General features: G+C 60.1%; 13 protein-coding genes. 10 read left to right on the top strand and 3 right to left on the bottom strand.

Going from position 1 to position 12868, the window contains the following annotated elements:
- Positions 1 to 28: 28 nt before the first annotated feature.
- The 6 genes from P3G66_RS12150 to P3G66_RS12125 all read left to right on the top strand — a co-directional run bounded on the left by P3G66_RS12150 (position 29) and on the right by P3G66_RS12125 (position 6285).
- Positions 29 to 1585, top strand: a complete 1557-nt coding sequence (locus P3G66_RS12150; RefSeq protein ID WP_073513492.1) for a long-chain fatty acid--CoA ligase — start codon at positions 29 to 31, stop codon at positions 1583 to 1585.
- Positions 1586 to 1597: 12 nt separating this feature from the next.
- The gene (locus P3G66_RS12145) at positions 1598 to 2782 is read left to right on the top strand and encodes an acyl-CoA dehydrogenase family protein (RefSeq protein WP_276116595.1); all 1185 of its coding nucleotides are present in this window, start codon (positions 1598 to 1600) and stop codon (positions 2780 to 2782) included.
- Positions 2783 to 2882: 100 nt separating this feature from the next.
- Positions 2883 to 3212, top strand: coding sequence for a DUF202 domain-containing protein (locus P3G66_RS12140; protein WP_276116594.1), 330 nt, complete (start codon positions 2883 to 2885; stop codon positions 3210 to 3212).
- Positions 3209 to 3541: a DUF202 domain-containing protein gene (locus tag P3G66_RS12135; protein ID WP_276116593.1), complete on the top strand. Its 333-nt coding sequence runs from the start codon at positions 3209 to 3211 to the stop codon at positions 3539 to 3541. The genes P3G66_RS12140 and P3G66_RS12135 overlap by 4 nt, the downstream gene beginning before the upstream one ends.
- 132 nt (positions 3542 to 3673) lie before the next feature.
- Positions 3674 to 4999, top strand: coding sequence for an MFS transporter (locus P3G66_RS12130; protein ID WP_276116592.1), 1326 nt, complete (start codon positions 3674 to 3676; stop codon positions 4997 to 4999).
- A gap of 74 nt (positions 5000 to 5073) precedes the next feature.
- Positions 5074 to 6285 (top strand): serine hydrolase, encoded by a 1212-nt coding sequence (locus P3G66_RS12125; RefSeq protein ID WP_075832403.1) that lies wholly within the window; start codon positions 5074 to 5076, stop codon positions 6283 to 6285.
- 15 nt (positions 6286 to 6300) lie between these two features.
- Here P3G66_RS12125 and P3G66_RS12120 read toward each other — a convergent pair whose 3' ends face one another.
- Positions 6301 to 7677 (bottom strand): wax ester/triacylglycerol synthase family O-acyltransferase, encoded by a 1377-nt coding sequence (locus tag P3G66_RS12120; RefSeq protein WP_276116607.1) that lies wholly within the window; start codon positions 7675 to 7677, stop codon positions 6301 to 6303.
- Between the two features lie 368 nt (positions 7678 to 8045).
- Here P3G66_RS12120 and P3G66_RS12115 point away from each other — a divergent pair, with 368 nt between their 5' ends.
- Positions 8046 to 8918, top strand: coding sequence for a hypothetical protein (locus P3G66_RS12115; RefSeq protein WP_276116591.1), 873 nt, complete (start codon positions 8046 to 8048; stop codon positions 8916 to 8918).
- An 11-nt stretch (positions 8919 to 8929) separates the two neighbouring features.
- On the opposite strand, the gene P3G66_RS12110 is transcribed toward P3G66_RS12115, so the two are convergent.
- Positions 8930 to 9388 carry a MarR family transcriptional regulator gene (locus tag P3G66_RS12110; RefSeq protein WP_276116590.1) on the bottom strand — a complete coding sequence of 153 codons (459 nt, stop codon included), beginning with the start codon at positions 9386 to 9388 and terminating at the stop codon, positions 8930 to 8932.
- A 62-nt stretch (positions 9389 to 9450) separates the two neighbouring features.
- Here P3G66_RS12110 and P3G66_RS12105 point away from each other — a divergent pair, with 62 nt between their 5' ends.
- Both P3G66_RS12105 and P3G66_RS12100 read left to right on the top strand, forming a co-directional pair.
- On the top strand, positions 9451 to 10326 hold the full coding sequence (locus tag P3G66_RS12105; protein ID WP_276116589.1) for a haloalkane dehalogenase: 876 nt from the start codon (positions 9451 to 9453) through the stop codon (positions 10324 to 10326).
- Positions 10327 to 10494: 168 nt separating this feature from the next.
- Positions 10495 to 11133, top strand: coding sequence for a PAS and ANTAR domain-containing protein (locus P3G66_RS12100; protein WP_037132380.1), 639 nt, complete (start codon positions 10495 to 10497; stop codon positions 11131 to 11133).
- A gap of 139 nt (positions 11134 to 11272) precedes the next feature.
- Here the strand turns inward: P3G66_RS12100 and P3G66_RS12095 are convergent, their stop codons facing one another.
- On the bottom strand, positions 11273 to 11419 hold the full coding sequence (locus P3G66_RS12095) for a hypothetical protein (protein WP_164490549.1): 147 nt from the start codon (positions 11417 to 11419) through the stop codon (positions 11273 to 11275).
- A 181-nt stretch (positions 11420 to 11600) separates the two neighbouring features.
- Here P3G66_RS12095 and P3G66_RS12090 point away from each other — a divergent pair, with 181 nt between their 5' ends.
- Positions 11601 to 12788: a zinc-dependent alcohol dehydrogenase gene (locus tag P3G66_RS12090; protein WP_042452468.1), complete on the top strand. Its 1188-nt coding sequence runs from the start codon at positions 11601 to 11603 to the stop codon at positions 12786 to 12788.
- Positions 12789 to 12868 lie beyond the last annotated feature (80 nt).

Here is a 12868-nt window from a genome sequence, read left to right as displayed (position 1 = left end):
GTGATGTCGATTTTCTCTGGAGATGTCCATGAACCTCGGTACTTATCTCGCCCGAAGCGCCAGCTACTACCCCGATCTCGAAGCCCTTGTCTGCGGCGAAGGCCGGTGGACCTACAGCGAGCTCGATACGGCCGCAAACCGTCTCGCGTCGGCTCTCGCAGTGATCGGGACACGGCCCGGACACATGATCGGAACCTTTGCCGGAAACTGCGGGGAACTCGTAGTGACCGAAATGGCCTTGTACAAGGGAGGATTCGTCAGGGTACCGATCAACGCACGACTGGGCGCCGACGAACTCGGGCATATCCTCGCCGACGCCGATGTGCGTGTTCTCTTCGTCGACGCCGCACACGCCGGCATGGCGCTGAAGGTCGTCGCCGACGCAGGGCTGAACTGCAGGGTAATCGACTACAGCACTTCGACTCCCGGCGCGGACAGTTATCACGAACTGACGGCAAGGGGCAGCGAAGACAACGTCGAGGTGGACGTCGACATTGACGCCCCGGCTGTCCTCAACTACACATCCGGGTCCACCGGCAAGCTCAAGGCTGCGGTCCAGAGTCACGGCAACCGCTTGGCGAACATGCGCAAGCGACTGATGAGCCCCGAAGGCGCGCCGACTGTTGGTGATCGCTACCTCGCCCCCGGCCCGATCACACACGCTTCCGGCATGGTGATGCTCGGAATGTTCGCCAGGGGCGCCGCAGTGGTGATCCTGCCGGCATGGGACACGAGGACGTTCCTGCAGACCATCGAACGTGAGCGGATCACCACCACCATGGTGGTCCCGACGATGCTCAACTTGCTGATGGACCATCCGTCGGTTACCGACGTCGACCTGAGCTCTCTGCGCTGCATCGGCGTAGGCGCAGCGCCGGTTTCTCCACAACGGATGCGCGACGCGGTAAAGGTGTTCGGTCCCATCGTCATTCAGGGATACGGGCTCGGCGAAACGACCAGCGTCGTCACTGTCTTGACCGCTGAAGACGTGGTGCGCGGTATCGAATCCGACCCTGAGCTTCTTCTCTCGTGCGGCCGGCCGGCATACGACACCGATGTTCGCGTGGTCGACGACAACGGCGTACAGGTCCCGGCCGGCACGATCGGCGAGATCGTAGCCAGTGGTCCGGACTGTGTCCGCGAATACTTCCACGAACCCGAGCTGTCGGCTGAGACGTTCAGGAACGGCTGGGTCCACACGGGTGATGTCGGCTATTTCCGCGAAGACGGCTACCTGTTCATCGTCGACCGCAAGAAGGACATGATCATCTCGGGCGGATTCAACATCTACTGCAGCGAGGTGGAGGCCGCTTTGTACGAACATCCCGCCGTTTCCGAAGTCTGCGTAGTGGGAGTTCCCGATCCGAAGTGGGGCGAAGCAGTCAAGGCTGTCGTGGTGACCAGAGATGGAACTGACACCACCGCAATGGAATTGATCGCGCACTGCTCGACGCGTCTGGCAAGCATGAAGAAGCCACGTTCGGTCGACTTCGCAGATTCGTTGCCTGTCAACCGAAACGGCAAGATCGATCGCCGCGCGATTCGCGCGACCTACTGGACCACCGCTGACCGTCACGTCAACTGACAGGAAATAGACATGTCATTCGCTCTCACCCCTACCTACGAAGACAATCCAAGACTTCAATCGCTCGTCGAGCGTCTACGCGACTATCTCGACGGCGAACTAGCCGAGTACGAAGCCGAATTGGGTCTCACTCAAGAATCCCACTACATCCGTGAGACGCTCGAGCCAGTGTGGAGACGCAGCCGCGAACTCGGCTTCTACGGAATACACCTCCCCACTGAACTCGGCGGCCAGAACCTCACCTTTACCGAACTCGCCGCACTAAAAGAAGAGGTCGGTGCATCGCCGCGGGTCCTCGCGACGTCCGTACTCGGAGACATGGGTGGCCCACTCCGCGCGGGATCGATCTTTCAATACGCCACCGAGCACCAGTTGGAAAAGTACTTGATTCCGGTGCTGCGCGGAGAGAAGGCGTGCTGCTTCTCCCTCACCGAGAACGACGCAGGTTCCGATGTTCGCGGCATGCTCACCACAGCTACCCCGGACGGTGCCGGATGGCGCCTGAACGGCCACAAGGTGTTCTCGTCCGCGGGCCCCTTCGCCGACTTTTCGGTACTGATCGCAAAGATGGCATCCGACGGCGACGGACCGGATTCGTACTCTGCCTTTCTGGTCGACCTGGATTCTCCCGGCTGCACAGTGGCGGACGGCGACGTCCCGATGTCCGGTCAGCACATCGAAGCGGACATCATCCTCGACGACTGCTACGTAGGGCCGGAACAGCTTCTCGGAAATGTGGGCGAAGGCTTGCGAATCGGACTCGGCCGAGTCACGGTCAACCGGTTGTTGCATTGCCCCACCGTCCTCGGCGGAGCCCGCCGAGCGCTGGAACTGTCGGTGGAGTACAGCAAGACTCGGCAGGTGCAGGGCGCTCCTCTTGCGATGCTGCAGTCCATTCAACACAAACTCGCCGACATGGCGACGGACTACTACGCCGCGCGCTCGATGACCTACGACGCACTCGACGCACTCGACGCCGGTCGAAGTCCTCGAATCGAGGCATTCATGTGCAAACTGTTCGTTGCCGAGAAGGCCTTCACCATCGCCGACCACGCAGTTCAGATTCACGGAAAAGCCGGGGTCATCCGTGGTTCGGAGGTCGAATCACTGTTCCAGCGGTTGAGGATGTTCCGAATCCTCACCGGCTCCTCCGAGATTCAGAAGAACGGAATCGCGCGCCAATTACTCACCACCTGAACATCATTGATCCAAATGCGTATCCACTCCGTGCCCGCCCGGTCGTCTCGCGCTCGATGTGGCGGCCGGACGGGCACTCGACGCTTCAGAGGCAATCCCTGTGATCGAGAACGAACCGGACTACAGATTCAGCCTTGCCAACGAGCGAACTTTTCTGGCGTGGATTCGAACGGCGTTGGGGTTGTTGGCCGGCGGCGTCGCAGTCGGCCAATTCTACGGGTCTGAGAATGACAACAGCCTGAACAAACTTCTCGGAATCGTGTGCACCGTCGTGGCGTCAGCGATAGCGCTCGGCGCGCTCAGACATTGGAAAGCAGTCCAAACCGCAATGCGGCGTGATCAACCCCTCCCCAAGTCACCGATGATCACGCTTGTCGTCGGCGGGGTGTGCCTGGTCGCCGGCCTGTGTGTAGGGATGACGGTGTTTTGACGGATAACGAGGTTGTGGCGGAGAACGAGCCGCCCGGATTGCAACCAGAGCGAACACTGCTCGCCTGGCGACGCACCGCACTTTCCGCCTTGTCGGTGTCAGTGATTTCGGGCCGCGAAATCGTCCTGCACCCGTCAGTCCTATCCGTCGCAGTGTTCGTCACACTGCTCACCACGGCGGTCGGCATCACAGTGGGCACACGGGTGCGACATCGCCGATTCATACTGAACCCCAGGGATTCTCGAGAAATGCCACTCGCCATCATGGCAACCCTGGCGGCCGGCATCGCGATTGCCGGACTCGGCTCCAGCCTTGTTATCCAACTTTGAACCATAGATAGACAGAGTGTTTATTTATGTATATTCTCTCCATTAATGCTCGCTGTGACTCAGTGCACAGTCGACCGCCGCGCGCAGCTACACCGCGCCACGAAATCATCGGCGTATTTCGAGAGGGAACCCATGACCACAGAAGTTGCGTCACCTACCCAGTTTCAACGCGGTCGCCGGGGAAAGAATCTCGCACTCCTGACCGGCTCCACGGCAATGGACAACGCCGAAAGCAGCGTGACGTCCGTGCTCTTCCCTCTCATGCGTGAGGCCATGGGATTGTCATCGGCGGCGCTCGGCACGATCGTTGCAGTGGCCAAGGCCGTCGGGGTCTTCACGGCAATCCCCTGGGCGTTCCTTGCCCGACGATATTCTCGCAAGTCGGTACTTGCCATCTGTTCAGGGTTCTGGGGTGTCTGGGTAGTCCTGGCCGGATTGTCCGGCAGTTTCACTCAGTTTCTCGTCCTCTATGCGATCGGCGCCGCAGGTTTCGCCGGCGCCGGCTCGATTGCATTGTCCATCCTCGGAGATCTGTACGAGGACGCCCGGAGGGGCCGCGCAACGGGATTGGTATACGGCGGCGTCGCCGTCATCACCGGCGCGACCGCCCCGATATTCGGACTTTTGTCTCGCTTCGAAGATGGATGGCGCTACGGATACATCATCACCGGTGCAATCTGCATCGCCACCGGTGTGCTTATCATGCTTTTCCTCGACGATCCTGAATCCGCCGATGCACCCGCACAGACGACCACCGACGATCTCGGCTCCAAAGCAAGATTCTGGCGCGAAGGGATACGAGAGCTACTCGCTATCAAGACATTCCGATACTTACTCGTACAACGCGCATTCTCGGGCCAGAACGTCATCATGAGCTTCAGCATCGTATTTCTCGTCGAGGAGCACGGATTCACGACCGCAACGGCTTCGATCATCGCACCGCCCTTCGCAATCGGGTACCTGCTCGGCACGTTCGTCGGCGGACGAGTCAACGACGCAGTACACGTCAAACGACCCCGAAACGGCCGCATCATCATGCTTCAGGCCAGCCAACTCGGATTCGCGGCCGCAGCACTGATCGCTACGCAGATTTCCTGGAACAGCATCGGCGTCTACGCGGTCTTGTTCGGGATCGTCGGCGTCCTTCAAGGTCAGGTCCCAGTGGTCAATCGGCCGATTATCATGGCCGTAGTTCGTCCGGAACTGCGAGCCCTGGCCTTTGCCGTCTCCGTCTCGACAGTCGAAGCGCTGGCCTACGCCGGATACGCTGTCTTGGTCGGAACCATCGGCGACAGAATCGGATTGCAAGGCGCGCTCTTCATCGTCACCGTAGTACTGACCACCGTCAACGGGGTCGCTTCAGGCGCACTGTATCGCCCCTACGCCCGCGACAGTGCGGCCCTACTCTCCGGGCCATCCGCCAACCCACTACATGAACAGAATGCGCTTCGGCACTAGGCAATTCAGTTCATCAACTACGAACGCGGCAATCAACACTCCAACTCGGCAATCAAGACGGAAGTAGACCTCAGATGGCACAGAACATCGCAACGGATGACATCCCCTGGGCGCGCGGATTCACCGACCCGGCCGACGTGCGCCAACAAGCCACAACCATACGAGAGATGGTTGCGACTCGCCGTGTGTGGCGCGGCGACGGACCCAAATGGACCCTCCCGACCGACTACACGGATCTGTCCGGTGTCACGTTGAACCTTCCGGATCAGCCGAAGCAGACGGTGTCCGAGTTCCTCGCGGGTGCGCACAGTGACGGTATCGCAGTGCTACATCGGGGACGCATCGTGTACGAGAGTTACTTGCACGGTTGCAAACCGCACGAACCGCACCTCAATGCATCGATGGCGAAATCCTACGTCGGTTTGATGGCTGCACTGGTCGAAGCACAAGGATTGTTCGACCGCGACGATCGGGCGTCGAAATTCATTCCCGAGTTGGCAGGAACTGCGTTCGGAGACAATCGGATTCAGGACCTTCTTCACATGGGCACTGATGTAACGTACGGCGGTCGGCCGTTCCATCGCACCATCGAAGCCAGCCGTTTCTGGGCCGTAGTCGCCCCGAAGCTGCGCCCCATGAATTACCGCGGCCCGGAGACCATTCTCGAGCACCTCGCCACGGCACGCACTGCGGGCCCGACCGGCGTCGAATTCCGCTACGAGAACGGCAATGTCGAGACTGTCGGAGAAATACTGCGCCGCGTGACCGGAACTTCACTCGCCGAACTACTCAGTGAGCTGGTCTGGTCAAGAATCGGAGCCGAAGAAGATGCGTTCTACATAGTCGACTCCGCTGGAACGGAAATGGCGGCGGGCGGATTCAGTGCGACCCTTCGAGACGTGGCCAGAGTGGGTGAGATGATTCGTTGTGACGGTGCCGTCGAGGATCGTCAGGTGATCCCACCGCACATCGCGCGATCGATGACCGCGGGAGTGCCCGCAGGCTATCCTTCGGAGGTCAGAAGCCCGCGTGCCCCTGTCGATTCCCCCGCGACGATGAGCTACCACGACTACTGGTGGATCCTCAATGATCCGTTCGGATCGTTCATGGCAAGCGGAATCCATGGCCAGAGGCTCTTGATCTCACGCGACCTGGAGTTTGTGGTCGCGCATTTCGGAGCCCACATCCTTTCGCCTGCAATCGACACCCCGAACTTCGTACCCGCGTTCCTTCAGATCGGCACTCACTTGGTATCGAACGCTCGCGGAGCGGTCCCCGTCAGCTGAGGTTTCCTCACGCATTCAACCTGCGGCGGCTTCGAGCTCACTCAAGGATTCCTCGAGATGGCCGAGGAGCCGCTGCAAGTGCGGAACATTGCGGCGGCAGCCGACGAGCCCGAACTGCATGGTGTCCGCGTAGCCGATGACGGTGATGTTCATCGCCTGCCCGTCCAACGGAATCGATGCCGGGTAACAGCTCTCGAGTTTCGCGCCATTCCAATAGCGCGTCGTTGTCGGGCCGGGGACGTTGGAAATCACCAGATTGAAGACTGGACGCCCAGTGATCAGTCGGGATGAACCAGGGATCAGCGGCAGCCCGAGACCCGCGACGTTCAATGCACTGAGCGCCGTGATCTGCAGGGGCGTCAGGCCCGACATCAGGGACTTGGCGCTACTCATCGAGTCGTGAACTCTCTGAAGTCGGGCCGCCGGATCTGCCAATTCGGTTGCCAGATCACACAACACCGCACCTACGGCATTGCCGGAAGCCTCACCCTCTTCGCCTTTGCGAAGGGATACCGGCACCATCGCGATCAACGGTTTGTCCGGCAACTCGTCCAGTTCGATCAGGTATCGCCGTAGCGCACCCGCGCACATTGCCAACACCGCATCGTTGAGCGTCACGTCTGCAACGCAGCTGACCTTGCGCAGGCGCTCGATCGGCCACGACTGCGCGGCGACACGCCTCGCTCCGGTGATCGGGACGTTGAAGATCGATTTCGGGGCAGCAAACGGCAACGGTGCGACGTGGTCCTTCACTGCCGAGGCAGCGGCGTTCACTATCGCAGGGCCGACCCCGACCACATCTTGCACAGTCTCGATCACGGAGCCCACCCGCCTCTGCAGGTCCAGCCAGCGACCGGCACGAACTCGCCCCGAAGAAGGTCGTTGCGCCCATGGAGGCATCGAATGTCGATCGTGCGGATCCGACGAGAGGCTGCGGTACCACGCCTGAACAGCAGACACACCATCCATGAGCGCGTGGTGCGTCTTCATGTACACGGCAACTCGGCCGTCGGCGAGACCTTCGATCACGTACGCCTCCCACAGCGGCCGATGCCGATCGAGCAGCGTGCCGTGGAGCATGGAGGTCAGCTCGAGCAACTCGCGGACTCGCCCCGGCTTGGGCAGCGCGAGCAACCGGACGTGATATTCGAGATCGACGTCCTCGTCCTCCGTCCAACGCACCGGCGCGAAGTTCGACAAGAACTGCACCGGCTTGCGGCGAAAGAGTGGGCGAATCGAGTCGACGTCGGTGAGCGAACGGTAGAGCGATCTTGCGAATTCGCCGTCGTCCCCTTCCGGCGGAACGAAAAGCGACAGGCCACCGACGTGCATGGGATGCTCCCGTGACTCCATCAGAAGGAACATCGAGTCGAGCGGCAGCATCAGCGTCATGGCGATCCGTTCTCTCGGGCGGCTGCCCGGAGTACCGATCAGCCGCTGTTCGACAAAGTTACTCGCCCTGACTTCCCACATTGGTGACTCCGACAAAACATTGCCCCCTCGATTTCGACAGGAGTCCGATATTCCCGTCGACGAACGCCTTTTCGGGTCGAAGCACCTCACAGCGATTCGCGGGTGATGACGAGACACAGAGCACTGCAACAAATTTCCATCCTCACAGCCACAAGTAGTAGCGGAGGCGATCGCAGTAATACTTTTGTCGGAATTGTTTCAAATTGTCTGTACATCCAAGTCACACGTGACTACCGTCACTCATCATCACAATCCCGACTGGTCGGTTGTACCCAAAGGAGAAATACATGTCCCGACGTTCGACGTCGCGTGGGCTTTTCGGCGCACTCGCCACCGCAACTGTGTTCGCCACCGCCGCTGCGGCGGGAAGCATGTCAGCAAGCACTGCAGGAGCCGCCCCGGCAGCGGAGATCCCCTTCGGCGGTTGGGATTCATGTCCGATCGACAATCCCGAGACCAGCACCTGTATGGACGTCACGGTCACCGGCGGAAACATGAAGATCGGCAAGCTTTCCGTCAGCATTCCCGCCGGGGCGATGCGCATCGCAGGCGGAGTTGCATACCGGGAGAATCCAGAGGCTGAATTCGGATTCGACCAAGTATTCATCCCGCCGAACGACAACAGTCGGGGGATCTACGCCAAACCCATCGACATCCCCGGGGGCGCACTCGGAATCGACCTGCCATTCAACAATCTCTTCGGACTGAACAAGGCTTCGGCCACCGTAGAGTCGACGTCTGCACTCCCCACCGTGGACGCATTTCAGCTTGGTGTGAAACTACCCGTCAAACTGAAGATCGCGAACCCTCTCCTCGGCGGCAAATGCTACCTGGGCTCGGACAACAACCCCGTCCAACTCAACTTGGATGTGACCGAATACGGTGTCCTCGAAGAGGTTCCAGGTTTCCCGGATACTGCCGTCGTTCGAAACACCGGGCACACCGGACAGCCCTTCGCGGTCCCGACAGCTTCCGGATGTGGCCCGTTCGGCGTTCTGAATCCAATCGTCAACTGGCGCGCCGGGCTTCCCTCGTCCACCACGTCCAACTCCCTCGCCACGACGAGTGACGTCTACAACATCGGTGCCGACAGCCTCAGGCCCCAGCCGGCCGGCTCACCCGAACCCGCTGCCGTCGTTGCCGAACGTAGCGCCAAATAAGTAGTCGGACTTCATTCATCTCCCGCTTCGGTGGCGTCGAGTAACGCGGCAAGGGCGCGGTGGAGCTCGGCGAGTTCCCGCCCTCCGGTTTTCGTCAGCACTTCCGTATTCTTTGCATCCAACTGGCGGACAATGTCTATAGCGAGCTCTATGACTCGTTTGCCCTCGTCACTGAGATCGAGGCGAACGGCTCGCGCATCGCGACTATCGCGTTCACTGACGACAAACCCGCTCTTCTCCAACGCTCGCACGAGCTTGGATATGTAGATTCGCTGCAATCCTGTGTGCGCTGAGAGTTCTCGCTGACTCGGCCCCTCCCCCGTACTCACCAGACCATGCAGAGACGCGAGCACTGAATACTGGGCGTGAGTCAACCCCAGGTGCGCGATCGCTCGGTCAACCCCCGCCCGCCAGCGCAAGCCAAGGTGCCACACCAGCGACCCTGTCGTCCATGTTTCTCGATCTTGCATACAAATAGAATACATGGCTACTATCTCAATTAGAGTATATGGAAACTATTTGAGGAGTCGCAATGCCCACAATTCCCGTGCTCGACTCGACCATGGCCTACCGCTCGCGCGGCGAAGGACCACCCTTCGTACTCATCCACGGAAACCCCACATCCTCGCACTTGTGGCGAAACATCCTGCCGCAGATAGGAAATCTAGGCCGCGCACTTGCCCCTGACCTCATCGGAATGGGGCAGTCAGGCAAACCGCCAATCAACTACGGCTTCCTCGACACCGCCCGCTACCTCGACGCCTGGTTCGACCAGATGGAACTCGACGACGTCGTACTCGTCGGACACGACTGGGGCGGGGCACTTGCACTGGACTGGGCTGCCCGCCACCCCGATCGCGTCCGAGGTGTGGCCTTCTTCGAAACGATCCTTCGTCCGATGACCTGGGACGAACACTTCCCGGGAGAGGCACGGGCACGGGTGGAAGCTCTGAGGGACTCCGACACAGGAGAGACGAAGGTACTCGACGAGAACTTCTTTCTCGAAATAGCGCTTCACAGAACGGTTCTCGGTGAAATGACCGAAACCGATGCCGAGGCCTATCGCTCCCCTTATCCGTCACGAGAGAGTCGCCGACCCCTTCTCGAGTGGCCACGATCCTTCCCCATCGAAGGAACTCCCGGTGACGTGAATGCACGTGTGGCGGCGTACAGCGATTGGCTCGCAGAAAGCACCGACGTACCCAAACTTCTTCTCACCTTCAGCGGCCCCGCAGAACTTCTCATGATCGGACCTGACGAAGTCACGTGGAGCCGATCGAATATCGCAAATCTCGAGGTGGAACAGTGCGGTCCCGCAGGACATCTCGCCCCCGAGGATCAGCCTGCGGCCATCGCGGCGGCGATCACCGAATGGACAGAGCGGCAACACTGTTTCAACCGCGAGTGACGTGGGACCGTCGCCAAGTACTCTGAGCGCCGGTTTCCCCGACCCATGCGGTAGCGATCCAGACGATGCTCCGAAATATGGGACCGACACCACCTCCGCCGGATTTGTCCGATATAACTAACTGGCGAGTACGCCGGTTGGGACGAGGTCGAGAACGAGGGGGCGTGTGTGGTGAACGAGGACGGGTTGGGGCGAACGTCAGGATCGGGGGCTCCACACCGGGTGGGCGGCTTTCTCTATCACCGCAACGGCGACCGGTGGGAGTGGTCGGACGAAGTTGCACGGATTCACGGATACGAACCCGACCAAGTAGCTCCGACGACAGAATTGATGCTCTCGCACAAGCATCCCGACGACCGAAGACACGTTGCCCAGACACTGCACGCCATCCGCACTTCAGGCGGACCGTTCAGCAGCCGCCACCGCATCATCGACACTGCAGGGGATACTCACTCGGTAATCGTCGTCGGCGACAGCGTCGTGGACGAGTCGGGTGCCGTGGTCGGCAGCTCAGGCTTCTACATCGACGTCACCGAAACCCTCGACAGCACGGTGAAAGCGTCTGTCGACGTGCTGGTCAACGAAATCACCGCTTCTCGCGGAGTAATCGAGCAAGCCAAAGGCATGCTCATGGTGATCTACGGCATTTCGGCCGATCGCGCCTTCGACATACTCGTGTGGCGTTCTCAAGAGACCAACGTGAAACTCCGGGATGTTGCCGAGCAGTTGATAGTTCGAACGCTTGACGACTTCCGGGTCCCGACACTACTGCGGACCCGATTCGATCACGTGCTGTTACAGGGTTGAATGACAACAGGGTTGAGGGATCTGCTCAAGGCGGTTCCCGTGGCTGGCTGCTCAACCTCGAGGAACCTCGCCCGCATTGATTCCGGGACGGTCCGATGCGGCCTATCCCCGTTGTTACCCAACGCGGAGTAAAAGGAAACTACTCGTCGTCAGACTTCTCGCCGGAGGTCTCCTCGACCAGTTCAGGCGCCTGTTCTCGCGTTGCCATTCCCCCGTCGCCGCCCTTGTCCACGGGTCCTGGGTGCCCACCCTTGGGCGACTGGTCGTTGTCGTCTTTGTCGGTCATGCGATCGTCCTCATCATCTCGTCGTCTCAGTCCTGGAGCCGGTGCAAAGAGACCGGGACCCAGCTCCATCTCAATCTAACGCGCTCAGGACTTCTCGCAACCCTCACCGATTTTGTTTGCATTTCAGTGCTTTCGGGCAGGTGACTGCGAACAGCATTTCCACGATGAGAGGTCGATCCCAGTGCGCGCAGTGACTTGGCAAGGCAAACGGAAAGTAAGCGTCGATACGGTTCCGGACCCGAAGATCGTCGAACCCACCGACGCGATCATCAAGGTCACCACGACGAATATCTGCGGATCCGATCTGCACCTGTACGAGACTCTGGGTGCGTTCATGAATGCCGGCGACATTCTCGGCCATGAACCGATGGGAATCGTCGAAGAAGTCGGTTCGGAAGTCACGAATCTCGAGATAGGTGACCGCGTCGTGATTCCGTTCCAGATCTCGTGTGGCAACTGTTTCATGTGCGATTCGAGCCTCTACACACAGTGCGAGACGACGCAGGTCCGCGATCAGGGAACGGGCGCAGCATTGTTCGGCTTCTCCGAGCTCTACGGCTCGGTGCCCGGCGGGCAGGCTGAGTACCTCCGAGTACCGCAAGCACATTTCACACACATCAAAGTTCCCGAAGGTCCCGCGGATTCGCGATTCGTCTACCTCTCCGACGTGCTCCCCACCGCTTGGCAGTCGGTCGAATACGCCGACATTCCGCCGGGTGGGTCCGTGACAATCCTCGGCCTCGGACCGATCGGTGACATGGCGGCTCGTATCGCCCACCACAAGGGGTTTCGAGTAATCGGTGTGGACCGTGTACCCGAACGCCTTGCGCGCCTTGCCGAACGCGGCATCGAGACCCTCAACCTGGACGACTACGGCAGCAAGATCGGCGATGCCATCAGAGACGCGACAAACGGCCGCGGAACCGATTCGGTGATCGACGCTGTCGGTATGGAAGCGCACGGGTCTCCGATCGGAAAGCTCGCGCAGCAGTTCGTCGGACTCCTTCCCGATGCTCTTGCCGCGCCTGCGATGCGTAACGCAGGAATCGATCGCCTTGGCGCTGTCTATTCGGCCATCGACATCGTTCGGCGCGGCGGAACCATTTCTTTGATCGGTGTCTACGGCGGAATGGTTGATCCGCTGCCGCTGATGACCATGTTCGACAAGCAGATTCAGCTCAGGATGGGCCAGGCGAACGTCAAGAAGTGGGTAGAGGACATCATGCCCCTGCTCACTGACGACGACCCACTCGGTGTCGACACCTTTTCCACCCATCAGCTGCCGCTCGATCAGGCGCCACACGCCTACGAGATCTTCCAGAAGAAGCAGGAAGGCGCGGTCAAGATCCAACTGAAACCGCACCTGTAGTTCAACGCCGATCAGGTCGACGGTTCATCCGCCACGTCCTCATCTTGTTCGCGAAACCACCGATCGTCATACCACCTCAC

The organism is Rhodococcus sp. C3V, from assembly GCF_029269915.1.
In the GTDB taxonomy this organism is placed as follows: Bacteria; Actinomycetota; Actinomycetes; order Mycobacteriales; family Mycobacteriaceae; genus Rhodococcus_F; species Rhodococcus_F qingshengii.
The sequence above is the reverse complement of the archived record's forward strand: the minus strand, read 5'-3'. Positions and strand labels throughout refer to the sequence as shown.

Bases quoted from the DNA above. Each gene is read 5' to 3' on its own strand.
- P3G66_RS12095 (WP_164490549.1), bottom strand. From the start codon at position 11,419: ATGACCGACAAAGACGACAACGACCAGTCGCCCAAGGGTGGGCACCCA.
- P3G66_RS12150 (WP_073513492.1), top strand. From the start codon at position 29: ATGAACCTCGGTACTTATCTCGCCCGAAGCGCCAGCTACTACCCCGAT.
- P3G66_RS12125 (WP_075832403.1), top strand. From the start codon at position 5,074: ATGGCACAGAACATCGCAACGGATGACATCCCCTGGGCGCGCGGATTC.
- P3G66_RS12145 (WP_276116595.1), top strand. From the start codon at position 1,598: ATGTCATTCGCTCTCACCCCTACCTACGAAGACAATCCAAGACTTCAA.
- P3G66_RS12115 (WP_276116591.1), top strand. From the start codon at position 8,046: ATGTCCCGACGTTCGACGTCGCGTGGGCTTTTCGGCGCACTCGCCACC.
- P3G66_RS12105 (WP_276116589.1), top strand. From the start codon at position 9,451: ATGCCCACAATTCCCGTGCTCGACTCGACCATGGCCTACCGCTCGCGC.
- P3G66_RS12130 (WP_276116592.1), top strand. From the start codon at position 3,674: ATGACCACAGAAGTTGCGTCACCTACCCAGTTTCAACGCGGTCGCCGG.
- P3G66_RS12120 (WP_276116607.1), bottom strand. From the start codon at position 7,677: ATGACGCTGATGCTGCCGCTCGACTCGATGTTCCTTCTGATGGAGTCA.
- P3G66_RS12110 (WP_276116590.1), bottom strand. From the start codon at position 9,388: ATGCAAGATCGAGAAACATGGACGACAGGGTCGCTGGTGTGGCACCTT.